Raw genomic sequence first — 24831 nt, forward strand, 5'->3', positions numbered from 1 at the left:
ACGGAGAATTCAGATGCCACTGAGCCCACGCCCTTCACTCGGGCGCGCTTTCGGTCGTTCTCCGTTAGCGTCCTGCGGTCGGATCCGGTCGGAGGCTTGCTGCGACGTTCTACTCGGGGGAGGGACGCAGCAGCAGGGACGCCCCCACGGTCCGCGGGGGCGGACCGTGGGGCACTCCGGCTCTCGGGTGGGATCGGCCTCTCTGCGTGGTTACGAACGTGTAAATGTCGACGCGCCTGTGTGGAGCCACGTGTTCGACCTGGCTAGTTTGGAGAAATGATGACCACCGGTAAGCCTCTCGTCGTTGTCGACAACGTCCAGAAGCACTATGGCGACTTCCAGGCGCTCACGGATATCGACCTCACGGTGAACGCCGGCGAGGTCGTGGTCGTGATCGGCCCCTCCGGCTCAGGCAAGTCGACCCTGTGTCGCACGATCAACCGCCTCGAGACGATCACGAGCGGCACGATCAGCATCGACGGCAAGGCGCTCCCCGCCGAGGGCAAGGGCCTCGCGCACCTGCGCGCAGATGTCGGCATGGTGTTCCAGTCGTTCAACCTCTTCGCGCACCTGACGATCCTCGAGAACGTCACACTCGGCCCCATCAAGGTCCGCGGGTTGAAGAAGGCGGATGCCGAGAAGGAGGCGATGGCTCTCCTCGAACGCGTCGGCGTCGCCCAGCAGGCCACGAAGCTTCCCGCTCAGCTCTCGGGCGGACAGCAGCAGCGTGTCGCGATCGCCCGCGCCCTCGCCATGCAGCCCAAGGTCATGCTCTTCGATGAGCCGACCAGTGCGCTCGACCCCGAGATGATCAACGAGGTCCTCGACGTCATGGTCGAGCTGGCCCGCGACGGCATGACCATGATCGTCGTGACGCACGAGATGGGCTTCGCCCGCAAGGCCGCGAACCGCGTCGTCTTCATGGCCGACGGAAAGATCGTCGAAGAGGCGACGCCCGAGGAGTTCTTCACCAACCCGAAGAGCGACCGCGCCAAGGACTTCCTCTCGAAGCTCCTCACGCACTGACCAGCTTCACAGACCTTTGCACACACAGCACACGAAGGAGACGCACATGCGACGCACACGGACACTGGCAGGAATCGGGATCGCGACAGTAGCGCTGTTCGCGCTGACCGCCTGCAACAGCGGCAGCCCGTCCAGCCCCGGCGCCGGAACCGGCGGCGAAGAGGGCGAGGACTCCACCTGGTTCGAGGTCGCTGAGGACGTCCAGCTCGAGGGCAGCCCGACGTTCGACGCCATCCAGGAGCGCGACGGGGTCGTCGTCGGCGTCAAGGAGGACCAGCCCGGTCTCGGCTACCTCGACGTGACGACGGGTGAGCGCACCGGCTTCGACGTCGACATCGCGCGCTGGATCGCCGCATCGCTCGGCTACGACGAGGACAAGATCGAGTTCAAGCCGATCGCCTCCGCCAACCGCGAGCAGGCCATCACGAACGGTGACATCGACTACTACGTCGGCACCTACTCGATCAACGACAAGCGCAAGGAGCTCATCGACTTCGCCGGCCCGTACTTCATCACCGGCCAGGGGCTCCTGGTCGCCGCTGATGCTGACGACGCCGAGGCGCTCGAGGACTTCAACGGCAAGACCGTCTGTTCTGCGACCGGCTCGACGCCGATCCAGAACATCAAGGCGAACTTCCCCGACATCAAGACGCAGGAGTACGACCTGTACTCGGCCTGCGTCCAGGACCTCATCGATGGCAAGGTCGACGCGGTGACCACCGACCAGGCGATCCTGATCGGCTACGCCGCGCAGTACCCGGACGACGTGAAGGTCACCGGCGGCCTCTTCACCGAGGAGCGCTACGGTGTCGGCCTCACGAAGGGTGACGACGCTCTGCGGACGCACATCAACGAGCTCTTCACCGACAACGGCGACATCTGGCAGGCGATCTTCGACGCGAACCTCGGTTCCAGCGGCATCGAGGTCGAACAGCCCGAGGTCGACGCGTACTGATCGACATGGGCGGCCTCCTCAAGGAGGCCGCCCACTCATTCTGAAGAAGGGAGGGTGGCGTGGACGTCATCTTCGGCAACCTCGACCTGTGGGGGCAGGCGATCAGCAACACGCTGATCGTGTTCTTCGCGGGCGGGATCATCGCGCTCGTCCTGGGGCTGATAGTCGGGGCCATGCGTGTGGCACCGGTGCCCATCGCTCGCGGCGTCGGCACGGCGTACGTGAACATCGTGCGCAACACCCCGCTCACCCTCGTGTTCTTCTTCTTCATCTTCGGGTACCCGCAGCTCGGACTGCCCGACCTCTCGAACCTCACCCTCGGCATCCTCGCCATCGGCATCTACACGGCGACCTACGTGGCCGAGGTTCTGCGGGCGGGAATCAACACGGTCCCCGTCGGGCAGGCTGAGGCCGCGCGGGCGATCGGGCTTCCCTTCGGCCAGGTGATGGGCCTCGTGATCCTCCCGCAGGCATTCCGCTCGGTCGTGCCACCGATGATGAGCGTCTTCATCGCCCTGCTCAAGAACACCACCGTCGCGGCCGGATTCTCGGTCGCGGAGCTTGCGGCCCTGCGCTCGACGATCAACGACTCCGCCGACCGTCCGGGCAACCCGATGGAGGTCCTCCTCTGGGTCGCCGTCGTGTTCGTCGCTCTGGTGCTGCTGTTGAGCTGGCTGCAGCGATATCTCGAGAACCGTTGGAGGATCGCGCGATGAGCTCTGTACTGTACGACGTCCCCGGACCCCGGGCGATCGCCCGCAACCGGGTCCTCGCGGCCGCCACCATCGTCCTCGTTCTCGCAGCGGTCGGCTTCATCGTCTTCCGCATGGTGGAGACGGGCCAGTTCTCGGCTGAGAAGTGGTTCGTGTTCACGTTCTCCAACGTGTGGATGGGAATCCTCAAGGCACTGGGCAACACACTCGCCGCGTTCGCGCTGGCCGCTGTCCTCAGCATCGTCCTCGGTTTCGTGCTCGCGATCGGGCGGCTCTCCGACCACGCGTGGGTGCGGATCCCGGTGACCGTGATCACCGAGCTCTTCCGTGCCGTCCCGGTGCTGGTGTTCATGATGCTGCTCTACTACGGACTTCCCGTGGTCGGCATAAAGATGGAGCCGTACTGGGCCGTCGTGATCGCTCTGATGGCGTACAACGGCTCCGTTCTGGCCGAGGTGCTGCGGGCCGGCATCGAGTCCCTGCCCCGCGGGCAGAAAGAGGCCGGCTACGCGATCGGACTCCGCAAGAGCGGCGTGATGCGCCTCATCCTGCTGCCGCAGGCGATCCGGGCGATGCTTCCCGTCATCGTCGCTCAGCTCGTCGTGACGATGAAGGACACCGCTCTCGGCTTCATCATCACCTACCCGGAGCTGCTCTATTACGCGAAGCAGCTGACGTCGCAGCAGGGACGTCCGATCCTGCAATCGGCCTTCGTCATCGGCGGAATCTACATCATCATGTGCCTCATCCTGTCGGGCATCGCCAAGTGGGTGGAGATCCAGACTCGGCGTTCGCCCAAGGTGAAGGCCATCCACGCGGCAGAGGATCCGCGCCAGCACGGCGACGGCACCGACACCGAGCTCATCACCCTGCAGCGCGGAGGCAGCGGCTTCGGCGGTGGCGGCGGTGTCGGCGGCTTGGACGGACCCACGGGCGGGGGAGACCCGGGCAAGGTCTGAGGCACCTGTCGTGACGCGGATCGAACCAGTCTCCGCCTATCCGCCTGCCTCCAGCCGCACCCTCGCGGAGTGGATGGATCCTGCGCTCGCTGTCCTGCACGGAGCGGAGTCCCGGTCTCGGCTGCGTGAGATCGCCGACGCGCGCGCGATGCGCCGGGGGATGTGGGCATCGTTCCTGGCACTGGGCTCGTCATCCGTGATCATCGGACTCGTCCTGCTGGCGGTCGGTGTCTCGTCGTCCGCATCCATGCCGACGATGATCGTCGGCGGCATCATCGCCGTCGCCGCCGGCCTGTTCCTCGCGGGGGTGAGGGGCTGGGTCCCGAAACCCGGCACGTCGTATGCGACGCGCGGGGCCGGTTCGCTCGGAGGGGGCCTCATCGCGGCTGCGAGCATCTTCGGGGCGATCAACGTCTTCCTGATCCCCGCGATCATCTCCTCCGTCGACCCGATGCCGCTCCTCGTGCTCGACGGCGGCCTCGCGCTCATGCTTATCTCGGTCTTCGTGATCCCGCTTATCTCGGTCTTCGTGATCCCGGCGGCGATCATCGGTCGGGGACGACACACTCTGCGCCGCGAGGCCGAACGAGACCAGCGGCTCGCGGCGGCGCTCGAGCGCGATCGTGTCTCCTGGGGGCCTCAGATCGCGGTGCCGATGTTCGGCCCGCTCTGAGCTTCCGTCCCGTGAGGGAGCTGTCCGCGACCCCCGGTAGACTCGTGTCTCGTGTCTGAGTCTCCCGAAATCACCCCGGAAGCGGTCGAAGCCGCCGTCGCGGCCGCGCTCGAAGCGATCAACGCTGCCGCCGATACCACCGAGCTGAAGGCGGCGAGAGCCGCTCATGTCGCAGACGGTTCTCCGCTGGCCGTCCTGAACGCGTCGATGCGTCAGGTAGCACCTGAGAACAAGGCGGCTTTCGGCAAGCTCGTCGGCCAGGGTCGCGGACAGGTCACGAAGGCCCTCGCCGCCAAGGAGGAGGAGCTCGCCGCCGCCGAGGTCGCAGCCCGTCTCGAATCCGAGCGCGTCGACATCACCGCCGTCCCCTCGCGCACGCGCGTCGGCGCGCGGCATCCGCTGACTCTCCTCAGCGAGCAGATCTCGGACATCTTCGTCGGCATGGGCTGGGAGATCGCGGAGGGGCCTGAGCTCGAGCACGAGTGGTTCAACTTCGACGCCCTGAACTTCGACGTCGATCACCCCGCTCGCCAGGAGCAGGACACCTTCTACGTCGACCCGCCGTCGCGTCACCTCGTGATGCGCACGCACACGAGCCCCGTGCAGGTGCGCTCGATGCTCGACCGCGACGTGCCGATCTACGTGCTCTGCCCCGGTCGCGTGTACCGCACCGACGAGTTCGACGCGACGCATCTTCCGGTGTTCACGCAGTTCGAGGGCCTGGTCGTCGACAAGGACATCTCTATGGCCCACCTCAAGGGCACGCTCGACCACGTCGCGCGTCAGCTCTTCGGCCCGGAGGCTAAGACGCGCTTCCGCACGAACTTCTTCCCCTTCACCGAACCGTCGGCCGAGCTCGACCTGTGGCACCCGACCTTCAAGGGCGGCGCCCGCTGGATCGAGTGGGGCGGCTGCGGAATGATCAACCCCAACGTGCTCCGCGCCGCGGGAATCGACCCCGATGTCTACAGCGGCTTCGCTTTCGGTATGGGTGTCGAGCGAGGACTCATGTTCCGCAGCGATGTGCAGGACATGCGTGACATGGCAGAGGGCGATGTCCGATTCAGCGAGCAGTACGGGATGGTGGTGTGATGCGCGTCCCGCTTTCGTGGCTGCGTGAGTACGTCGATCTGGCAGCGGATGCGACGCCCGAGGACGTTCTGGCGGCGATGGTCACCGTCGGCTTCGAAGAGGAAGACGTCCACCGCTTCGAGATCTCGGGTCCCGTCGTGGTCGGACAGGTCGTGTCCCTCGAAGCCGAGCCGCAGTCCAACGGCAAGACGATCAACTGGTGCCAGGTCGACGTCGGCGAGGCGAACGGCGGCGTCCGCGGGATCGTCTGCGGAGCGCACAACTTCGTCGCCGGAGACAAGGTCGTCGTGACCCTGCCCGGTGCCGTGCTGCCCGGGCCGTTCCCGATCGCCGCACGCAAGACCTACGGTCATGTGTCCGACGGCATGATCGCCTCGGCGCGTGAGCTGGGCCTGGGCGACGAGCACAACGGCATCCTCGTGCTCGCCGATCTCGGAATCGACGCCCCCGTCGGGACCGACGCGATCAGCCTGCTCGGACTCGACGACGTCGCTGTCGAGATCAACGTCACCCCCGACCGCGGCTACGCGTTCTCGCTCCGAGGTGTCGCGCGCGAGTACTCGCACGCCACCGGAGCGACGTTCCGCGACCCCGCGGATCGTGACTTCGCCGAGCTCCAGCCCGGCACCGGTCACACGGCGATCGTCGACGACGTCGCGCCGGTCCGCGGGCGCGTCGGGGCGAGTGAGTTCGTCACCCGGGTCGTCCGTGATGTCGATCCGGCGCGTCCGACCCCGCCGTGGATGATCGCGCGGCTTTCCCTCGCAGGCATGCGCTCACTGGGGATCCTGATCGACATCACCAACTACGTGATGCTCGAGCTCGGCCAGCCGCTGCACGGATATGACCTCGACAAGCTCGCCGGAGGCATCACTGTCCGCCGCGCGACCCTCGGTGAGAAGATGACGACGCTCGACGGCCAGGAGCGCAAGCTCCACGTCGAGGATCTGCTCATCACCGACGAGTCGGGCCCGATCGGCCTCGCCGGCGTCATGGGCGGCGGCACGACCGAGATGAGCGACGCCACGAAGAACGTGCTCATCGAGGCGGCGACGTTCGACCCGATCACGATCGCCCGCACCGCTCGTCGTCACAAGCTCCCCAGCGAGGCGTCCAAGCGCTTCGAGCGCGGAGTCGACCCGCTCGTGCCGTTCGTCGCAGCGCGGCGCGCGGCTGATCTGATGGTCGAACTCGCCGGCGGCACTCTCACCGAAGAGGGCGGCGCCCTGTTCGCCGAGGTCTTCGTCTCCGACATCGATCTGCCGAAGGGCTTCGTGCAGGGGCTCATCGGCGTCGACTACAGCGATGACGAGATCGTGGGAGCCCTCACGACGATCGGTGGCGAGGTCACAGAGGCGGATGCCGGTTGGACCGTCATCCCGCCGACCTGGCGCCCCGACCTCACCGACAAGTGGTCTCTCGCCGAAGAGGTCGCACGCATCCACGGGCTCGACCGCATCCCCTCGGTGCTGCCGACGCCTCCCTCCGGCCGTGGGCTCACCCCGCATCAGCAGGGTCGTCGTCGAGTGTCCGATGCGCTGGCTGCCGCCGGTCTCGTCGAGACGCCGTCGTTCCCCTTCACGACCGAGGTCGACAATGATCTGCACGGATCGGCGTCGGGGGAGCATCTGCCCAGCATCCGACTCGCGAACCCGCTCGACGGCTCGGCCCCCTTCCTGCGCCGCTCGCTCATTCCCGGCCTGTTGCAGACCGCGCACCGCAACATCTCGCGCGGCCTCACGGATCTCGCTCTGTTCGAGACCGGGGTCGTGTTCCTGCCCGAGCCGGGTGTCGAGTACGGCACCGATGAGGTTCCGCCGCTCGGCGTGCGTCCTTCGGACGAGACCCTCGCAGCGCTGAACGCGTCGATCCCGCCGCAGCACCGTCACGTCGCGGCACTGTTCACCGGAAATGTCGTGGCACGTCAGCCCGGCCGTGCGGCCGAAGCGGCGGGTCTGTCGGAGGCCCTGGACGCGGCTCGCGTCATCGCCGCAGCTGCCGGGGTCGACATCGAGGTGGCACAGGGTCAGCGCGCGGCGCTGCACCCGGGGCGCACCGGCGTACTGTCGGTCAATGGCGTCGAGGTCGGCTATGTCGGAGAACTCCACCCCGACGTCGCAGCGGGCGCAGACCTGCCGGGTCGCGCGACCGTGCTCGAACTCGATCTGGATCAGATCCTTGCGCTCGGGGGCGGCCGAGCTGTCGCCGCCTCGCTGTCGACGTTCCCCGCCGCCACGCAGGACGTCTCGCTGGTGCTCGGCGCTGACCTCCCCGCCGGCGAGGTCAAGTCCGCGCTGGCCGAGGGGGCGGGTGCACTTCTCGAGGCGATCCGTCTCGTCGACGACTATCGCGGTGACGGAGTCGCCGACGGCGAGAAGAGTCTGACCTTCGCGCTGCGGTTCCGCGCGGACGATCGCACGCTCACCGCGGCAGAGGCGACCGAGGCGAAGCTCGCTGGCGTCGCTGTCGCCGCCGCGCGCTTCGGCGCGACGCTGCGCGACTGACACAACACGGCGCGGACTGCATCCCACGATGGGATGCAGTCCGCGTTCGAGCTGGATGCGCTCGACACCGCCGAGCCGACCTGAGCCCGACGAGACCGGGGGGTACCGTGTCGTGATGAGCATCCTTCCCCACAGCACGCCTGCGGCGGTTCCCGAAGGCGTCCGACCGATGGGCGAGGCTCCGTTCCTCGCACCGGGTGATCAGATCTCCTGGCATTACCGGAAGCCGGGCTGGCAGCCCGGAGACGCTTCGACGATCACACCCATGCGAGTGGTCCGCGACGACGAGCGCGGCCTCGTCGCCTGGCTCGCTCCGGGCACGCTGCAGGAGGGGCAGGGCACTCCCGCCGGCGAACGGGTCCGGACGGTTCCGCTCGAGCGGCGATGGCTCGAACCGCGGTCGCGGATCGTCGAGGAGTGGTGGGGCAACGGCATCCTCCGCATCGCCCCTGCGGGTGCTGCATGGTCGGTCTGGCTCTTCTGGAGCGAGGCCGACGGTTCTGACTGGCAGTTCGCCGGCTGGTACGTGAACCTCGAGAACGCCCACCTGCGCACCGACCGTGACACGTACTCGTCGGACCACATTCTCGACGTCGAGATCGAGCCGGACGGTCGAGTGCATCTGAAGGATGAGGACGAGCTCATCGCAGCCGTCGAGCAGGGCCGCCTCACATCCGAGCAGGCGGCGCAGATCGAGCGGCACGCGGACGCGGCGATCGCCTCTTACCGCGACGGAGACTGGCCGTTCGCCGAGGAATGGCGAGACTGGCGGCCTGATCCTTCCTGGTCCGTGCCCGAGCTGGCGGGGCTGTCCGACCTCCGCACCCGGTGAACCGGCATCCGCCGTGAGCGGATGACACTTCCCCTTGCGCGGCGAAGATGGTGGCATGGGTGCATGACCGACGTTCTCATCCTCGGCGGAACCGGCTGGCTCTCCGGCCGCATCGCCAGACGCCTGCTCGTGAACGGGGCGACAGTGATGTGCCTCGCGCGAGGTGGGCGGCCGTCACCGGACGGCGCGAGCCTGGTCCTGGCCGATCGCGACGGCGCTGACGCGTACGACGCCGTCCGCGGTCGCGACTGGGACCACGTGATCGACGTCTCGTCGAACGCGGCGCACGTCGCGGCGGCGGTCGAGGCGCTCGGTGAGAGAGCCGCGCGGTGGACGTACGTGTCGTCGGTCTCGGCGTACTCCGACGACGAGACGGTCGGGGCGGACGAGTCCGCTCCGCTGCATCAGCCCGCCGACCCGGGAGACGAGTACGAGTACGGGGCGCAGAAGGTCGCCGCCGAGAATGCGGTTCGCACCCTCGGAGAGCGCACGTTGATCGTGCGTCCTGGCCTGATCGTCGGCGAGGGCGACCCGAGCGATCGCTTCGGATACTGGGCCGCCGCGTTCCTGCGTGCCGAAGACGGCGCCGTGCTGCTCCCTCCCGCCGAGGGGCGGGTCGCACAGGTCATCGATGTCGACGATCTCTCGGAGTTCATCGCCACGACGACGGCGACCGGCGTGATCAACACGATCGGCGACCGGCACCCGCTGAGCGAGGTCCTCGACGCCGTGCGCAGACACTCCGGACACCGTGGAGACACGGTGACGGCGGCGGATGACCTGCTCGTCGCGAATGACGTGGAGTACTGGGCGGGGGAGCGATCGCTGCCCCTGTGGCTGCCGAGCGAGATGACGGGTTTCATGACGAGGTCGAACGCGCGGTACCGGGCGGCCGGGGGCGAGCTGCGCCCGCTCGACGAGACGATAGCTGCCGTGGTCGAAGATGAGCGAGTGCGCGGCGTCGATCGCGAGCGGAGGGCCGGTCTGACACGGGCCGAGGAACTCGCGCTGCTGCAGCTGCTCGGCTGACGGCGGCCTCGCTAGACTGCGATCAGTGACACGGGGTGCCGCTTCCGCGGCTGAGAACAGACCCGTCGAACCTGATCTAGTTCGTACTAGCGAAGGGATGTCGCATTGAGCGATCGTCTGCGTCCACAATCCGAATCGACCCTTGCGGCCTCGGCCACCGAGCTGCTGTCCGTGCTCCGCGAGAAACCGCCACTGACCCACTGCATCACGAACAGCGTCGTCACGGGATTCACCGCCAACGTGCTGCTCGCCCTCGGCGCGGCCCCGGCGATGGTCGACATCGTCGGCGAGTCCGGCCTCTTCGCGGGGGTGGCATCCGGACTGCTGATCAACCTCGGCACGCCCACGCCAGAGCAGCGGGCCGCGAGTCTCGAGGCCGTCGCCGGTGCGGCGACGGCGGGGACCCCGTGGGTCCTCGACCCCGTCGCGATCGGAGCTCTACCCGTGCGCACTGCGCTGGCTCACGAGCTGGCCGCGTCGCGCCCCACCGCCATACGGGGCAACGCGTCTGAGATCCTCGCCCTGGCGGGGCTCAGTGCGGGCGGACGAGGCGTCGATGCGACCGACAGCACGGATGCCGCTGAGGATGCGGCGCTGGCGCTCGCCACGCGGCACGGTTCTGTCGTCGCGGTCTCGGGTCCGGTCGACCTCATCACCGACGGCGTGCGCGTGGTGCGCATCGCCAACGGACACGAGATGCTCACCCGGGTCACCGGCGGCGGGTGCGCGCTGGGCGCCGTGATGGCGGCCTTCCTCGGATCGGCGCGCGAGTCGCGCACCGATCCGCTCACCGCAGTGGCCTCGGCGAGTCTGATCTACACGGTCGTCGCCGAGCACGCCGCGGCCCGTGCGGCAGGGCCGGGGAGCTTCGCGGTCGCGCTGCTCGATGCGCTCGCCGCCGTCACATCCGAGCAGGTCGCTGCGGCCGCACGGGTCGAGGAGCGCACGCTGTGATCGCGGATCTCTCGCTGTATCTCGTGACGGATCCCGGACTCTGCGGTGATCGGGGCATCGTGGAGACCGTGCGGCAGGCCGTCGACGGAGGAGTGCGGATCGTGCAGCTGCGCGACAAGACCGCGGCGGATGCCGAGATCGTCGCTCAGCTCGTCGAGCTCTCGCAGGTGATCGACGGACGAGCACTGCTCGTGGTGAACGACCGCCTCGATGCTGCTCTCGCGGCGCATGAGCGGGGCGCAAGGGTCGACGGGGTGCATCTCGGACAGGGAGACGCCTCGGTGCTGCGGGCGCGCGCGATGCTGGGCCCTGACGCGATCATCGGCCTGACCGCGAACAGCCCCGAGCACTTCGATGCTGTGCGTGCGCTGCCGCTCGGCACGGTCGACTACCTGGGCGTCGGAGTGATCCGCCCCACCCATACCAAGCCCGACCACCCGCCGGCCCTCGGTGTCGAGGGCTTCCGTGCCCTCGCCGAGACCACGACCCTCCCGTGCGTCGCGATCGGTGGCGTCGGCATCGATGACACCGAGTCGCTTCGCGATGCGGGTGCCGCAGGACTCGCCGTCGTGTCAGCGCTCTGCGCGGCGGAGGATCCGGCCCGCGCCGCGGCCGACTTCGTGCGCCGCTGGCGGGCATCCGGCACGCCGCGGGTGCTCAGCATCGCAGGCAGTGATCCCTCGGGCGGTGCAGGGATCCAGGCGGATCTCAAGTCGATCGCCGCCAACGGCGGGTACGGCATGGCCGTGCTCACGGCCCTCACCGCCCAGAACACCGTCGGGGTGCGCGGAGTGCACGTGCCACCGGCGACATTCCTCCGGGAGCAGCTCGACGCGATCTCGGACGACATCATCATCGACGCGGTGAAGATCGGGATGCTCGCGAACGCCGACGTCATCCGCACCGTGGCGGACTGGCTCGACACCGCCCGCCCGCCGATCGTCGTGCTCGACCCGGTCATGGTCGCCACCAGCGGCGACAGGCTGCTCGATCAGGATGCCGAGATCGCGCTGCGCTCGCTGCTCGGACGCGCGCACGTCGTGACGCCCAACCTCGGAGAACTCGCGGTGCTGGCAGGACGCTCGATCTCGGGATGGGACGACGCACTCGCTGCGGCAGAGGAGCTGTCGTCGCGCATCGACGCCGCGGTGCTCGTCAAGGGCGGACACCTCGAGGGCGACGAGGTGCCGGACGGGCTCGTCGACGTCGCTCGAGGAGTGCGGGAGGAGTACCCGGGGTCGCGCATCCGCACCGCGAACACGCACGGCACCGGCTGCTCGCTGTCTTCCGCGCTGGCCACCCGTCTCGGCCGCGGCGAGACGCCCATCGAGGCCGTCGACTCGACACGGTCGTGGCTGCGCGAGGCGCTGCGGGAGAGCGAGAGCCTGCACGTCGGCCGAGGTCACGGACCGATCAACCACTTCGCAGGTCTCTGGCAGCGCGGTGGAGTCGAGACGAGCACGACGCCGGAGCAGATCCGCGCAGAGTGGTGGCAGCGCACGGCTGGCGTGCGGTCGGGGATCGACGGCCTGCCCTTCATCCGGGGACTCGCCGACGGAACCCTCGAGCGGGAGCCGTTCCTGTTCTACCTCGCGCAGGATGCGCTGTACCTCCGCGACTACTCCCGCGTGCTCGCCGAGGCCTCTCGGCTCGCTCCCACGCCACACGAGCAGGCGTTCTGGGCGCATTCGGCCGACGGTGCGATCGTCGGCGAGCTCGAACTGCACGCATCCTGGCTGACGCCCGGTGCGGGGGTGGATGCCGGCACCTTCGCGGCCGTACCCGCGCCGGCGACGGTCGCCTACCTCGACCATCTGCGATCCGTCGCCTTCGGCGGCGACTACGCCGAGCTGATCGCGGCCGTGCTGCCGTGCTTCTGGCTCTACACCGATCTCGGTCGACGTCTGCATGCGGGGGAGTTCGGCCAGTTCGCCCGTGACCCGCGGCATCCGTACGCCTCATGGCTCGCCACCTACGCCGACCCCGCGTTCGAGGCGGCGACCGATCAGGCGATCGCCTATGTCGCGGCGACAGCGGCAGCGGCATCCTCCGCTGTTCATGCGCGGATGCTCCGGGCATTCGAGACGTCGAGCGCACACGAGCTCGCCTTCTTCGCCGCGCCGTTCGGCACCGTGATCTCTGCATGACGGACCGGATTTGCGCATGCCGCGACGAGCGCGCTATCGTCGCGGCATGCCTTCGGCCGCCACCGCTCCTCTGACGCTCGCTCCGAGCGTCATCGCCGTGCGCCGACGCCGCAGCGGCCGCCGACTCTAGGCGACCCTGCGCTTCTGCCTGCGTACGCACGGCGGTCGAGTGCCGGTGTCGCCGCCCCGGTTCCCGACACTGCACCCCGCGTTCGACGAGGGGTCCGACCGTTAAGGTAGAAGAATGACGTACTCCGTCGCCGTCTCCGGCGCATCCGGCTATGCGGGCGGCGAGATCCTGCGCCTTCTCGCGTCTCACCCCGACATCGAGATCCGCACCGTGACGGCGCACTCGAACGCCGGTCAGCCGCTCGTGCAGCATCAACCGCACCTGCGGTCACTCGCACACCTCACGCTGCAGGAGACCACGCCCGAAACGCTCGCCGGGCACGACATCGTGTTCCTCGCTCTGCCGCACGGCCAATCCGGTCAGTACACGGATGCGCTCGGCGACACTCCGCTCGTGATCGATGCGGGGGCCGATCATCGGCTGACCTCGCGCGACTCCTGGGACGCGTTCTACGGCGGCGACTTCCACGAGCCCTGGGCCTACGGCGTCCCCGAGTTGCTCGTCGGCGGGATCAAGCAGCGCGAGACGCTGCGAGACGCGAAGCGGATCGCCGCCCCCGGGTGCAACGCCTCGACCGTGAGTCTGAGCCTCGCTCCCGGCGTCGCCGCGGGGGTGATCGACGCGGGGGACATCGTCTCGGTGCTGGCCGTCGGCCCATCGGGTGCGGGCAAGAGCCTCAAGACCAATCTGCTCGGCAGTGAGATCCTCGGCACCGCCAACCCGTATGCGGTCGGCGGCACCCACCGGCACATCCCCGAGATCCGTCAGGCGCTCGCCGCGGCATCCGGAGCGGCGCCCGACGGCATCCGCATCTCGTTCACCCCGGTGATCGTGCCGATGTCGCGGGGCATCCTCGCGACATCGACCGCGCCGATCGTCGGCGATGTCAGCGATGCCGAGATCCGGGCCGCGTGGGAGGACGCGTACGGAGACGAGACCTTCGCGCAGCTGCTGCCCGAAGGCCACTTCCCCCGCACCGCCGACGTGCTCGGCGCCAACACCGCGCTGATCGGACTTGCGATCGACCGCGCGGCGAACCGGGTGACGGTGGTCACCGCGGTCGACAATCTCGTCAAGGGCACCGCAGGCGCTGCCATCCAATCCATGAACCTCGCGCTGGGACTGCCAGAGTCCCGCGCCCTCTCAGTGAACGGAGTCGCGCCGTGAGCGTCACCGCCCCCGCAGGATTCGAGGCGGCCGGAGTCGCCGCCGGTCTCAAGTCGACCGGCAAGCCCGATGTCGCCGTCGTCGTCAACCGAGGCCCCCGCAAGGTCGGTGCAGCCGTGTTCACGAGCAACCGCGCCAAGGCCAACCCGATCATCTGGTCGCAGCAGGCGGTGGCCGACCGTGTCGTGGAAGCCGTCGTGCTGAACTCCGGCGGAGCGAACTGCTTCACCGGCAGCTTCGGATTCCAGACGACCCACCAGACCGCCGAGAAGGCGGCCGAGCTGCTCGGTGTCAGCGCCGGCGATGTGCTCGTCTGCTCGACCGGCCTCATCGGGGTCGGCGACGAGGTCTTCCGCGGCAAAGTGCTCTCGGGCACCGAACAGGCGATCGCCGAGCTGTCGACCGACGGTGGCCAGGTCGCGGCCGAGGCCATCATGACCACGGACAGCGTCTCGAAGACCGCGGTCGTCAGCCGCGACGGCTGGACCATCGGGGGCATGGCCAAGGGTGCGGGCATGCTCGCTCCCGGCCTCGCGACGATGCTCGTGGTCATCACGACGGATGCCGTGCTCGAGCCTCTCGAGGCGGATGCCGCGCTGCGGTTCGCGACCGGTACGACCTTCGACCGCCTCGACTCCGACGGCTGCATGTCGACCAATGACCAGGTGACCCTGCTCGCCAACGGCGCCTCCGAGGTGACTCCCGACCTCAAGGACTTCTCGGCGGCGCTCGCAGAGCTGTGCCAGGAGCTCGCGGTCAAGCTGCAGGGCGACGCCGAAGGTGCGAGCCACGACATCACCATCGAGGTGCGGCACGCCGCGACCGAGGGCGAGGCCGTCGAGGTCGGCCGCTCCGTCGCGCGCAACAACCTCTTCAAGGCCGCGATCTTCGGCAACGACCCCAACTGGGGCCGGGTGCTCGCCGCGATCGGCACGACCAATGCGCAGTTCGACCCGTACGACGTCGACGTCTGGATGAACGGCGTCCGGGTGTGCAGCGAGGGCGGCCCCGACCGCCCGCGGGAAGAGGTCGACCTCACCCCTCGCGCCACGCACCTCGTGATCGACCTCAAGGTCGGCGAAGCCACTGCGACGATCCTCACCAACGATCTGACCCACGACTACGTGCACGAGAACAGCGCCTACGCCTCATGACCGACATCCAGGACACCACGCCTGACGTCGCCGCCGTCAAGGCCGCGACGCTCATCGAGTCGCTCCCGTGGCTGAAGAAGTTCCGCGACCAGATCGTCGTCGTCAAGTACGGCGGCAACGCGATGGTCTCAGACGAGCTGCAGGAGGCCTTCGCGCAGGACATCGCGTATCTGAGGTACGTCGGTGTGCTGCCGGTGGTCGTGCACGGCGGCGGGCCGCAGATTTCAGACATGCTGCAGCGCCTCGAGATCCCGAGCGAGTTCAAAGGCGGCTACCGGGTCACCAACACCGAAGCGATCAGCGTGGTGCGCATGGTGCTCACCGGCCAGGTGAACCCGCAGCTCGTGTCGAAGATCAATTCGCACGGCCCGATCGCCACCGGGCTCAGCGGTGAAGATGCGGGGCTGTTCGGCGGGCGTCGTCGGGGTGTCGTGATCGACGGCGAGGAGATCGACCTCGGCCGTGTCGGCGATGTGGTGGAGGTCGACCCGACGCCGGTGCTCGATCACCTCGCGGCCGGTCGCGTTCCCGTGGTCTCGAGCATCGCCCCCGACCTCGATCACCCGGGTCAGTCGCTGAACGTGAACGCGGATGCCGCGGCGGCCGCGCTCGCAGTGGCTCTCAAGGCTCGCAAGCTCGTCATCCTCACGGATGTCCCCGGACTGTACGCCGACTGGCCCAACCGCGACTCTCTCGTGTCGCACCTCACGTCGGACGCTCTCATCGAGATGCTGCCGACCCTCGAGTCGGGCATGATCCCGAAGATGAAGGCCTGCCTGGACGCGATCGAGGGCGGCGTCGACGCCGCCGCCATCATCGACGGACGCGTGCCGCACTCGGTGCTCGTCGAACTCTTCACCAGCAAGGGAATCGGAACAGAAGTGGTCATGGGTAGTGCAGGAGTGAAGGCATGAGCAACTGGCAGGATGACGCAGCGAGCGATCTGGTCCTCAACGCAGGCCCCCGACTGGCGATGCTCACCCGTGGGGAGGGGTCGTACCTCTGGGACTCCGAGGGCAAGCGCCACCTCGACTTCCTCGCCGGCATCGCGGTGACCTCGCTCGGGCACGCGCATCCGGTGTTCGTCGACGCCGTGTCGACGCAGGCCGCGACCCTCGCGCATGTGTCGAACTACTTCGCGACCCCGTCGCAGCTCGCGCTCGCCGCACGGTTGAAGCGCCTGGCCGGTGCCGGGATCGACGGGCGTGTGTTCTTCTCGAATTCCGGCGCCGAGGCGAACGAGGCCGCATTCAAACTCGCCCGCCTGCACGGCGGAACGGAGAAGCCGCGGATCATCGCACTCGAGAACGGATTCCACGGCCGCACCATGGGATCCCTCGCGCTCACGGCGAAAGCGGCGATGCGTGCGCCCTTCGAGCCGATGCCCGGCGGAGTCGAGCACATCCCGGCGACGATCGAGGCACTCGAGGCCGCGATCGACGACCGTGTCGCCGCCGTGATCGTCGAGCCGATCCAGGGCGAGGCCGGCGTCGTCGAGCTTCCTGAGGGGTATCTCCAGGCGGCTCGGTCGCTCACCCTGAAGCACGGGGCGCTGCTCATCGTCGACGAGATCCAGACCGGCGCGGGGCGCACGGGGGCCTGGTTCGGCTTCAGCCACGAAGGCATCACGCCTGACGCCATCACGCTTGCGAAGGGCATCGGCGGCGGCTTCCCGATCGGCGCTCTCGTCACCTATGGTGCGGCGAGCTCGCTCTTCACGCCCGGCTCGCACGGCTCCACGTTCGGCGGCAACCCGCTGGCGACGGCCGTCGCCGACGCGGTGCTCACCGAGATCGAGAGCGCAGGCCTCGTCGACAACGCCGCGCGCCGTGGCGAAGAGATCCGCGAGATCATCGCCGACATCGACTCGCCTCTCGTCACGGGAGTGCGTGGCCGCGGGCTCCTGATCGGGGTGGCTCTGGGCGCCCCCGTCGCGAATGAGGTGGTCGCGGCTGCACAGGAGCGCGGTCTCATCGTGAACGCCGCCAACCCCGAGACCGTGCGCATCGCGCCCGCCCTCACGATCGGAGACGCCGAACTCGCCGAGTTCCGCGAGCTCTTCGCCGCGTCGCTCTCCGACGTCCAGACATCCCTCGCCGAATCCGGAAAGGCCCTCGCATGACCCGCCACCTGCTGCGTGACGACGATCTGACCCCCGCTGAGCAGGCGGAGATCCTCGATCTCGCCATCGAGCTGAAGAAGGACCGCTGGGCGAACAAGGCCCTCGAGGGCCCCCAGACGGTCGCGGTGATCTTCGACAAGTCCTCCACTCGCACCCGCGTCTCGTTCGCCGTCGGCATCGCCGACCTCGGCGGTTCGCCGTTGATCATCTCGACCGCCAGCAGTCAGCTGGGCGGCAAGGAGACCCCGTCCGACACCGCTCGGGTGCTCGAGCGTCAGGTCGCGGCGATCGTCTGGCGCACGTACGCGCAGGCGGGGCTCGAGGAGATGGCCGCCGGCACGACCGTGCCGGTCGTCAACGCGCTCTCCGACGATTTCCACCCGTGCCAGCTGCTCGCCGACCTGCTCACGATCCGCGAGCACAAGGGAGAGCTGAAGGGGCTCACGCTGACGTTCTTGGGCGACGGGCAGAGCAACATGGCCCACTCGTATGCGCTCGCCGGCGTCACCGCGGGAATGCATGTGCGCATCGCCTCGCCTGCCGACTACGCGCCGCGTGCGGACGTCGTCGAGGCGGCCGACCGCCGCGCCGCGGAGACCGGCGGCTCGATCACCCTGTTCACCGATGCGGTCGAGGCAGCGGCCGGGGCCGACGTCGTGGTCACCGACACCTGGGTGTCGATGGGCAAGGAAGAGGAGAAGCTCGCACGCATCCGCGATCTCGGTGGCTACAAGGTGACGCCCGAGACGATGGAGATCGCCGACTCGGAGGCCATCTTCATCCACTGCCTTCCCGCAGACCGAGGCTACGAGGTCGACTCCGAAGTCATCGACGGACCGCAGAGCGTCGTGTGGGACGAGGCGGAGAACCGCCTCCACGCACAGAAGGCCCTGCTCGTCTGGCTGCTCGACAAGAAGGACGCATGATGGTCGACGCGAAGAACGAAGGCACGAACGAGGGTGCGCTATGGGGTGCCCGCTTCGCGAGCGGACCGTCTCCCGAGCTGGTCGAGTTGAGCCGGTCGACGCACTTCGACTGGATCCTCGCACCGTACGACATCGCGGGCTCGCACGCGCACGCGAAGGCGCTGGAGGCCGCCGGATACCTCGAACCCGATGAGGCGGCGAGGATGCACGAGGGGCTCGATGCCGTGGCGCGCAAGGTCGCCGACGGCACCCTGCTGCCCGTCCCCTCGGACGAAGACGTGCACGGGGCTCTCGAGCAGGCTCTGATCGCCGAGCTCGGGCCTGAGCTCGGCGGGCGTCTTCGTGCCGGCCGCAGCCGCAACGATCAGATCGCCACGCTCGTGCGGATGTACCTGATCGATCACGCCCGAGTGATCGCGCGAGACCTCCTCCGGGTCATCGACGCGCTCGTGGCACAGGCGGAGGCTCACCCCGACGCGATCCTCCCCGGACGCACGCATCTGCAGCACGCGCAGCCGGTGCTCCTCGCGCACCACCTGCAGGCCCACGGGTGGCCGCTCGTGCGCGAGCTCGAGCGTCTGGTCGACTGGCGTCGCCGTGCCGGCGTCTCGCCCTACGGCGGGGGAGCCCTCGCGGGTTCGACGCTCGGACTCGACCCCGCGCTGGTCGCATCCGAGCTCGGACTCGACCGCCCGGCCGAGAACTCGCTCGATGGAACCGCGGCGCGCGACGTCGTCGCCGAGTTCGCCTTCATCACGGCGATGACCGGGGTCGACATCTCGCGACTGAGCGAGGAGATCATTCTCTGGAACACTCGCGAGTTCGGCTTCGTCACTCTGCACGACGGGTACTCGACGGGCTCGAGCATCATGCCGCAGAAGAAGAACCCAGACATCGCGGAGCTCGCTCGCGGCAAGTCCGGGCGCCTGATCGGCAACCTCTCGGGGCTGATGGCGACGCTCAAGGGGCTTCCGCTCGCGTACAACCGCGACCTGCAGGAAGACAAGGAGCCCGTCTTCGACTCGGTGCAGACCCTCGAGGTCGTGCTGCCGGCTTTCGCCGGGATGATCGCGACGCTCCGGTTCGACACTGAGCGCATGGCCGCCCACGCACCCGAGGGGTTCTCGCTCGCGACCGACGTCGCCGAATGGCTCGTGAAGCGCCGCGTGCCGTTCCGCGATGCCCATGAGATCTCCGGCGCGCTGGTGCTTGCCTGCGAAGAGCAGGGGATCGGCCTCGAGGACGCATCCGACGAGCTGCTGATCTCGGTGTCGCCGCATCTGGTCCCGGATGTCCGTGAGGTTCTCACGATCGAGGGTTCGGTGGCTTCGCGCACCGGCGCCGGCGGGACGGCTCCCGTTCGGGTCGCCGAGCAGCGTGCTGAACTGGTCGCCAGAGCGCAGGCGGCCGCACACGCTCTGGGGCTCTAGTCGGACGCCCCGGCGGATGTCGGGTGACAGCCGTCCGGATCTCGGACACCTGACCTCGGGTGCGGCACGATTCACGGAGCAACGGACGCATCGCGGAGATTCTGAGCAAGTTTCTCCGTGATCCGTCCGCAGGTCCGTGATCCGTCCGAGGGACTGTCCGTGATCCGTAGGCACCTCCGTGATCCGTCCAATCCTGTCCGTCGGCCGTCGTCCGTCGTCACAGCGGCACCTCGAGGCGATCCAGAGCGCCGAGGATCGCGGCTTGCACCGTCGCCCAGTCATGGACGATCTGGGCATAGTCGAACCGCAGCGTCTCGTAGCCGAGGCGTGACGCGGCAGCATCCCGCACGAGGTCCTTGTGTCGGAGTTCGCCCTCGTGGTTGCCTTTGCCGTCCGCCTCGATGATCAGCCGTTCGGCGATGACGAAGTCGACTCTTCCCACACCGTGGATCGTGATCTGGCAGTCGAGTCGGATGCCGAGTAGATGCAGTCGCAGCCGCAACAGCGATTCCAGGCCGCTGTCGGCATCCGGTTGCGCGAGATCGACGAGCCAACGAGATCGATTCGGCAGCGCGGCTCTCACCCTCATTCGGGTCCTCGTCGAGAGCATGCCGAGATTCCAGGCGGACTCGAATGCGGCGAAGAAGGCCTCGGCGCCCGCGCACTTGTACAGGTGCACCAGTGCGATCTCGATGCTCGCCTCACCGAGGGGAGGGTCGCCGGAGTAGTAGTGGGAGGTGCAAGTGCAATCACGGTGCGAGAGCGCATGCTGCCCCGGGGCGAGCCACACGTGAAGTCCGTCGGAGGGAGGGAGAACCCAGACTCCGTGTGCTCTGAGGACGCTCGCGCAGGTCAGAGCACCTCCGTGCGCGATCGCCTCCCGAAGCGGCGGAGCCACCGGAGGGACGGCGAAGACGCCGGGACGCAACCTGACGATCGCGCCGGCGTTCACGTGATTCGCGAGCGTTTGGCGACTGATCCCGAACTGCTGAAGTCGGGTGCCCCGGGCGATGCCGCCGAGGCTCGAGATGGTGTCTTTCGGAGGGAGCATCCGACCACCGTGCCGCAGCGCGGACGGTGCGTCGAGCGTGACGCGGGGAATGTGGATGAGTTCGATCGGCCCCCGGTCGTGGAGGAGAGAACCCCGCGTGACGATCAGCGGAGGGCCGGACGATGAGCGGAAGATCTTCGACAGATCCTCCGTGATTCGTCCGGCCCTCCGTCAACCGTCACGTGAAGCCGACTCAGTGCAGTGCGACGTCGGCGGCCGAGCGCGTCCAGCGGGTGAAGCGAACGACGAGTCCGGAGCGGGTGGGGCCGGCGAGGAACGGACCGGCGGATGCTGCGGCCTCACCGTCGAACGGCGCCACCCGCACCAGGCGCCATTCGCCGTCGTCGGCACGTGCACGCACGATCACGGCATCCGGCCAGCGGCTCACACGAACCGTGATCTCGCTGCCGTGCCAGTCGTCGACGTAGCCGACCGACCAGTCCGAGCGGATGTCGGTGACGACGGCGCCGAGACCGAGATGGTCGTCGGCGTACTCGACGCCCGCCTTGATCCAGTGCTCGTCGTCGATGCGCACGAAGACTCCGGCCTGGTCGAACTGTCCATCCCAGGGGGCGCGGAACGACACATCCATCGCCTCGCCCACGGCCAGGGGAGCGAGCAGCGCATGCTCGGTGTCGTGCACGAACCCATAGGCGGTGTGCCGCCAGGCGTCACTGCCTTCCACAGCTGTCACGTCGAGGTGGTCGTCGCCGGGGGCGAAGTGGGCGGGAGCGTGGGTCCAGGATCCGTCGGACCAGGGGATGATGTCTGATTCAGGCATGTTCTCAGACTATAACCAAATAGGGCATAAATGAAAGTTATTCGTGATACGGTTATCACATGGTCATCGCCGTACTCGCCGACATCGTGGGCTCTCGCAAGCTCGACGATCGTTCGGCGGCGCAGCGCATCCTCGACGACACCATCGCTCGTGTCGAGAAGCATCTGCCCCTCGCACACCACGCGCTGACGCCCACGGTAGGGGATGAGCAGCAGGGCGTCTACCTCGAACTCGAGGACGCTCTGGTCTCGCTGCTGATGATCCAGCTCGCCCTTCCCGACGGCATCGCCTTCCGCTTCGGGATCGGTATCGGAGACGTGCGCTCTGTCGACTCCGTGCACGGCGCACTCGCCGACGGGCCGGGGTGGTACGCGGCGCGTGCCGCGATCGAGACCGTGCATGCGCGGGAGAGTCGCACCGTGCCGCGCACGCGCACGTGGATTGTCGGAGCCCCGGGGCAGGATGAGGTCATGGAGAGCACGATCGCCGCGTCGAACGCCTACCTCCTCGTCCGCGACGAGCTGGTCGGGGCGATGAGCGAGCGTGAACGCCGGCTGACCTATGGCCGCCTGGTCGGCAGGTCGCAGCATGACCTCGCCGCTGAGGAGGGAGTCTCTCAGCCCAGCGTCTCTAAGTCGCTGCGCAACGCCGGCAGCGCCGCCCTCATCGAAGGCGTGGTCGCATTGAGAGGGTCGAGCGCATGATCGTCGCCGGATTCATCCTGCTGGCCGTGGGCTCGGCCGATCTCGTCCGCCAGTTCGCCCCGCATCGATGGGTCGGCTACCTCACGGTGGCAGTGATCCTCCTTCTGCTCGGCAGTGTGAGCGACGCGCTGCTGCCGATGATGCTCGGGCTCGTGGTGGGCGCGCTCTGGGTGTGGTGCATGCCGTCCGAGAGGCCCGCGCCACTCGGCTTCTGGCCCGCCGTGCTGCTCGGCGTGCTGAGCATCGGATCCGTCGTGTGGCTGGGCGCCCGCGCGGACGCCGGTCTGATCGGCTCCGTGTGGAGCGTGCGCTCCCCGTTCGGAGAGGTCCCGTTCGATCTGGCGATCCTCACCGTGGGCACGGGGGTGTTCCTCTTGGAGTCCGCGAATCTCGTGGTCCGGGCCGCGCTCGACGGCGAGCACACCTGGCGTCCTGCTGAGCTGCGGCGAACCGTGGTGCTCGACACCGCAGACGCGCAGCCGGCCGCCTCCGAAGCCGCTGCCGCGCATCCGGTGGTCGCTGGCGCTCAGAGAGATGACGGCGTGATGGGACCGGTCGGCGTGGGCGGGTCCGACTCAACGGCCGCAGGGCAGGCCGAGGAGGCGGGCGACGCCGACGCAGTGCCGGCACGCGATACCCGGGCGGGCTTCAAAGGAGGTCGACTGATCGGACCGCTCGAACGCATCCTCGTGATGCTCCTCACCCTGGCCGCCGCATACCCGATTCTCGCCGCGATGCTGGCTGCCAAGGGAATCGTCCGCTTCCCCGAGATCTCGCGTGACGGCGAGACCGGTGCCCGCGCAGAGTACTTCCTCGTCGGCAGCCTCGTGAGCTGGGTCATCGGGTTGGGTGCGGCCTTCCTCGTGTGGTGGGCGGCGCACAGCTGATCGGCTGCGGTCACGGCGTTTCGCGTGCCCTGACCGCTGATAGCCTGGGGTGCGTGTCGAATTCCGCTCTGACGACCGCCCCGCCGGCGATCGACCCCACGTTCGAGAACGTGTGGGACGAACTGCTGTGGCGCGGCCTCGTCCACGTGTCCACTGACCAGGAGGCGCTGCGCGCCCTTCTCGCCGGGGATCCGATCACGTATTACTGCGGCTTCGACCCGACAGCCGCCAGCCTGCACCTCGGAAACCTGGTGCAGCTGCTGACGCTGCGTCGCATCCAGCTCGCCGGTCACAAGCCCCTCGGTCTCGTCGGCGGCTCCACCGGTCTGATCGGTGACCCTCGGCCCACCGCCGAGCGCACGCTCAACACCCGCGAGACGGTCGAGGAGTGGGTGGGCCGTCTGCGGGCGCAGGTCGAGCGCTACCTGAGCTTCGAGGGCGAGAACGCCGCGCGCATCGTCAACAACCTCGACTGGACGGCTCCGCTGTCGGCGATCGACTTCCTGCGTGAGATCGGCAAGTACTACCGCGTCGGCACGATGCTGAAGAAGGATGCTGTCGCTGCGCGTCTGAATTCGGACGAGGGCATCAGCTACACCGAGTTCAGCTACCAGATCCTGCAGGGGATGGACTTCCTCGAGCTCTACCGGCAGTACGACTGCGTTCTACAGACGGGCGGCTCCGACCAGTGGGGCAACCTGACCAGCGGCACCGACCTCATCCGTCGCGCCGAGGGGGTGTCCGCGCACGCGATCGGCACACCGCTGATCACCAACAGCGACGGAACGAAGTTCGGCAAGAGCGAGGGCAATGCGATCTGGCTCGATGCCGACATGTGCAGCCCCTACCGGATGTACCAGTTCTGGCTCAGCACGGCGGACGCCGACGTGATCGAGCGGCTCAAGGTGTTCACGTTCCTGACGCGCGCCGAGATCGAGGAGTACGAGGCTCTCGTCGAGTCAGAGCCGTTCCGTCGTGCTGCTCAGAAGCGTCTGGCGCTCGAGGTCGTGGCGACCGTGCACGGGATCGATGCGACGGCGGCCGTGATCGCGGCATCCGAAGCCCTGTTCGGTCAGGGCGACCTGACCGCTCTCGACGCGTCGACGCTGCGCACCGCCCTGGAAGAGCTCCCGCACGCGACAGTCGACGCCGGTTCACCGGTCGTCGATGCGCTCGTCGCAACCGGGCTGGTCTCCAGCCTGTCCGAAGCACGCCGCGCCATCGGCCAAGGCGGGGTGTCGCTCGACGGCGCACGCGTCGAGGACGACTCGGCCACCGTGCAGGGCACTCTGCCGGGCGCGGTCTCCGTGCTCCGCCGCGGCAAGAAGACCCTCGCAGGAGTCTTCCTCGCCTGAAGATCCGTCTCTGATCGTGTGACGGCGGTCTCCTGAGCAACCCTCGGGTGACCGCCGTCACGCGTCTCACCGCCCAGCTCGTCAGGAGAGTCGATGCCGTTCACACCGAGTCACGCGCTGGTCGCCCTGCCCTTCATCCGCACCCCGCTCGTGCCGGCCGCGATCGCGATCGGCGCCATGACGCCGGACCTTCCCCTGTTCCTCCGGGGGATCGGCCTCCCGTACTCGTTCACCCACACG

General features: G+C 68.3%; 23 protein-coding genes and 1 riboswitch. Of the genes, 21 read left to right on the forward strand and 2 right to left on the reverse strand.

The annotated features are described in order from the left end of the window. The first annotated feature begins 276 nt into the window (after positions 1-276). The 17 genes from ACLKOY_RS17695 (at position 277) to argH (ending at position 19813) form a co-directional block, all read left to right on the forward strand. On the forward strand, positions 277-1026 hold the full coding sequence (locus ACLKOY_RS17695) for an amino acid ABC transporter ATP-binding protein (protein WP_436454765.1): 750 nt from the start codon (positions 277-279) through the stop codon (positions 1024-1026). 46 nt (positions 1027-1072) lie between these two features. After that, complete coding sequence (locus ACLKOY_RS17700) at positions 1073-1981, forward strand: glutamate ABC transporter substrate-binding protein (protein WP_436454766.1); 909 nt, start codon at positions 1073-1075, stop codon at positions 1979-1981. 59 nt (positions 1982-2040) lie between these two features. Beyond that, positions 2041-2697 carry an amino acid ABC transporter permease gene (locus ACLKOY_RS17705; RefSeq protein WP_436454767.1) on the forward strand — a complete coding sequence of 219 codons (657 nt, stop codon included), beginning with the start codon at positions 2041-2043 and terminating at the stop codon, positions 2695-2697. Then, positions 2694-3653, forward strand: coding sequence for an amino acid ABC transporter permease (locus ACLKOY_RS17710; protein ID WP_436454768.1), 960 nt, complete (start codon positions 2694-2696; stop codon positions 3651-3653). The genes ACLKOY_RS17705 and ACLKOY_RS17710 overlap by 4 nt, the downstream gene beginning before the upstream one ends. 10 nt (positions 3654-3663) lie before the next feature. Beyond that, positions 3664-4326, forward strand: coding sequence for a hypothetical protein (locus tag ACLKOY_RS17715; protein ID WP_436454769.1), 663 nt, complete (start codon positions 3664-3666; stop codon positions 4324-4326). Between the two features lie 51 nt (positions 4327-4377). Beyond that, positions 4378-5418: a phenylalanine--tRNA ligase subunit alpha gene (gene pheS / locus ACLKOY_RS17720; protein WP_436454770.1), complete on the forward strand. Its 1041-nt coding sequence runs from the start codon at positions 4378-4380 to the stop codon at positions 5416-5418. Further along, a complete protein-coding gene (gene pheT / locus ACLKOY_RS17725; RefSeq protein ID WP_436454771.1) occupies positions 5418-7922 on the forward strand; it encodes a phenylalanine--tRNA ligase subunit beta in 2505 nt (834 codons plus the stop codon). The genes pheS and pheT overlap by 1 nt, the downstream gene beginning before the upstream one ends. A gap of 115 nt (positions 7923-8037) precedes the next feature. Further along, positions 8038-8754: a DUF402 domain-containing protein gene (locus ACLKOY_RS17730; RefSeq protein WP_436454772.1), complete on the forward strand. Its 717-nt coding sequence runs from the start codon at positions 8038-8040 to the stop codon at positions 8752-8754. Between the two features lie 63 nt (positions 8755-8817). After that, positions 8818-9783 (forward strand): NAD-dependent epimerase/dehydratase family protein, encoded by a 966-nt coding sequence (locus ACLKOY_RS17735; RefSeq protein ID WP_436454773.1) that lies wholly within the window; start codon positions 8818-8820, stop codon positions 9781-9783. Positions 9784-9804: 21 nt separating this feature from the next. Beyond that, positions 9805-9898: riboswitch (TPP riboswitch) on the forward strand. Beyond that, positions 9889-10737: a hydroxyethylthiazole kinase gene (thiM, locus tag ACLKOY_RS17740; protein ID WP_436454774.1), complete on the forward strand. Its 849-nt coding sequence runs from the start codon at positions 9889-9891 to the stop codon at positions 10735-10737. It overlaps the preceding riboswitch by 10 nt. Continuing rightward, the gene (locus tag ACLKOY_RS17745; protein WP_436454776.1) at positions 10734-12884 is read left to right on the forward strand and encodes a bifunctional hydroxymethylpyrimidine kinase/phosphomethylpyrimidine kinase; all 2151 of its coding nucleotides are present in this window, start codon (positions 10734-10736) and stop codon (positions 12882-12884) included. The genes thiM and ACLKOY_RS17745 overlap by 4 nt, the downstream gene beginning before the upstream one ends. Positions 12885-13128: 244 nt before the next feature. After that, positions 13129-14181: an N-acetyl-gamma-glutamyl-phosphate reductase gene (gene argC / locus ACLKOY_RS17750; RefSeq protein WP_436454777.1), complete on the forward strand. Its 1053-nt coding sequence runs from the start codon at positions 13129-13131 to the stop codon at positions 14179-14181. Beyond that, positions 14178-15335 (forward strand): bifunctional glutamate N-acetyltransferase/amino-acid acetyltransferase ArgJ, encoded by a 1158-nt coding sequence (gene argJ, locus ACLKOY_RS17755; RefSeq protein WP_363575865.1) that lies wholly within the window; start codon positions 14178-14180, stop codon positions 15333-15335. The genes argC and argJ overlap by 4 nt, the downstream gene beginning before the upstream one ends. Further along, positions 15332-16249 carry an acetylglutamate kinase gene (gene argB / locus ACLKOY_RS17760; protein ID WP_436454779.1) on the forward strand — a complete coding sequence of 306 codons (918 nt, stop codon included), beginning with the start codon at positions 15332-15334 and terminating at the stop codon, positions 16247-16249. Before argJ ends, argB begins: the two co-directional genes overlap by 4 nt. After that, complete coding sequence (locus tag ACLKOY_RS17765; protein WP_436454780.1) at positions 16246-17457, forward strand: acetylornithine transaminase; 1212 nt, start codon at positions 16246-16248, stop codon at positions 17455-17457. The genes argB and ACLKOY_RS17765 overlap by 4 nt, the downstream gene beginning before the upstream one ends. After that, positions 17454-18383 carry an ornithine carbamoyltransferase gene (gene argF, locus ACLKOY_RS17770; RefSeq protein ID WP_436454781.1) on the forward strand — a complete coding sequence of 310 codons (930 nt, stop codon included), beginning with the start codon at positions 17454-17456 and terminating at the stop codon, positions 18381-18383. Before ACLKOY_RS17765 ends, argF begins: the two co-directional genes overlap by 4 nt. Next, the gene (gene argH, locus ACLKOY_RS17775) at positions 18383-19813 is read left to right on the forward strand and encodes an argininosuccinate lyase (protein WP_436454794.1); all 1431 of its coding nucleotides are present in this window, start codon (positions 18383-18385) and stop codon (positions 19811-19813) included. The genes argF and argH overlap by 1 nt, the downstream gene beginning before the upstream one ends. Before the next feature lie 217 nt (positions 19814-20030). Here the strand turns inward: argH and ACLKOY_RS17780 are convergent, their stop codons facing one another. Together ACLKOY_RS17780 and ACLKOY_RS17785 are read right to left on the reverse strand one after the other, a co-directional pair. Next, positions 20031-20864 (reverse strand): DUF559 domain-containing protein, encoded by an 834-nt coding sequence (locus ACLKOY_RS17780; RefSeq protein WP_436454782.1) that lies wholly within the window; start codon positions 20862-20864, stop codon positions 20031-20033. Between the two features lie 193 nt (positions 20865-21057). Further along, positions 21058-21645, reverse strand: coding sequence for a DUF1349 domain-containing protein (locus tag ACLKOY_RS17785; RefSeq protein WP_436454783.1), 588 nt, complete (start codon positions 21643-21645; stop codon positions 21058-21060). A 59-nt stretch (positions 21646-21704) separates the two neighbouring features. Between ACLKOY_RS17785 and ACLKOY_RS17790 the strand changes: the two genes are divergently transcribed. The 4 genes from ACLKOY_RS17790 to ACLKOY_RS17805 form a co-directional block, all read left to right on the forward strand. After that, a complete protein-coding gene (locus ACLKOY_RS17790) occupies positions 21705-22349 on the forward strand; it encodes a SatD family protein (RefSeq protein WP_436454784.1) in 645 nt (214 codons plus the stop codon). Further along, on the forward strand, positions 22346-23236 hold the full coding sequence (locus tag ACLKOY_RS17795) for a hypothetical protein (protein ID WP_436454785.1): 891 nt from the start codon (positions 22346-22348) through the stop codon (positions 23234-23236). The genes ACLKOY_RS17790 and ACLKOY_RS17795 overlap by 4 nt, the downstream gene beginning before the upstream one ends. Positions 23237-23289: 53 nt before the next feature. Continuing rightward, positions 23290-24591 carry a tyrosine--tRNA ligase gene (gene tyrS / locus ACLKOY_RS17800; RefSeq protein ID WP_436454786.1) on the forward strand — a complete coding sequence of 434 codons (1302 nt, stop codon included), beginning with the start codon at positions 23290-23292 and terminating at the stop codon, positions 24589-24591. Positions 24592-24684: 93 nt separating this feature from the next. Next, positions 24685-24831 (forward strand): DUF4184 family protein (locus ACLKOY_RS17805; RefSeq protein ID WP_436454795.1); only part of this gene is annotated, 147 nt, incomplete at its 3' end.

Source organism: Microbacterium sp. K2, from assembly GCF_051365005.1.
Taxonomy (GTDB): Bacteria; Actinomycetota; Actinomycetes; order Actinomycetales; family Microbacteriaceae; genus Microbacterium; species Microbacterium foliorum_B.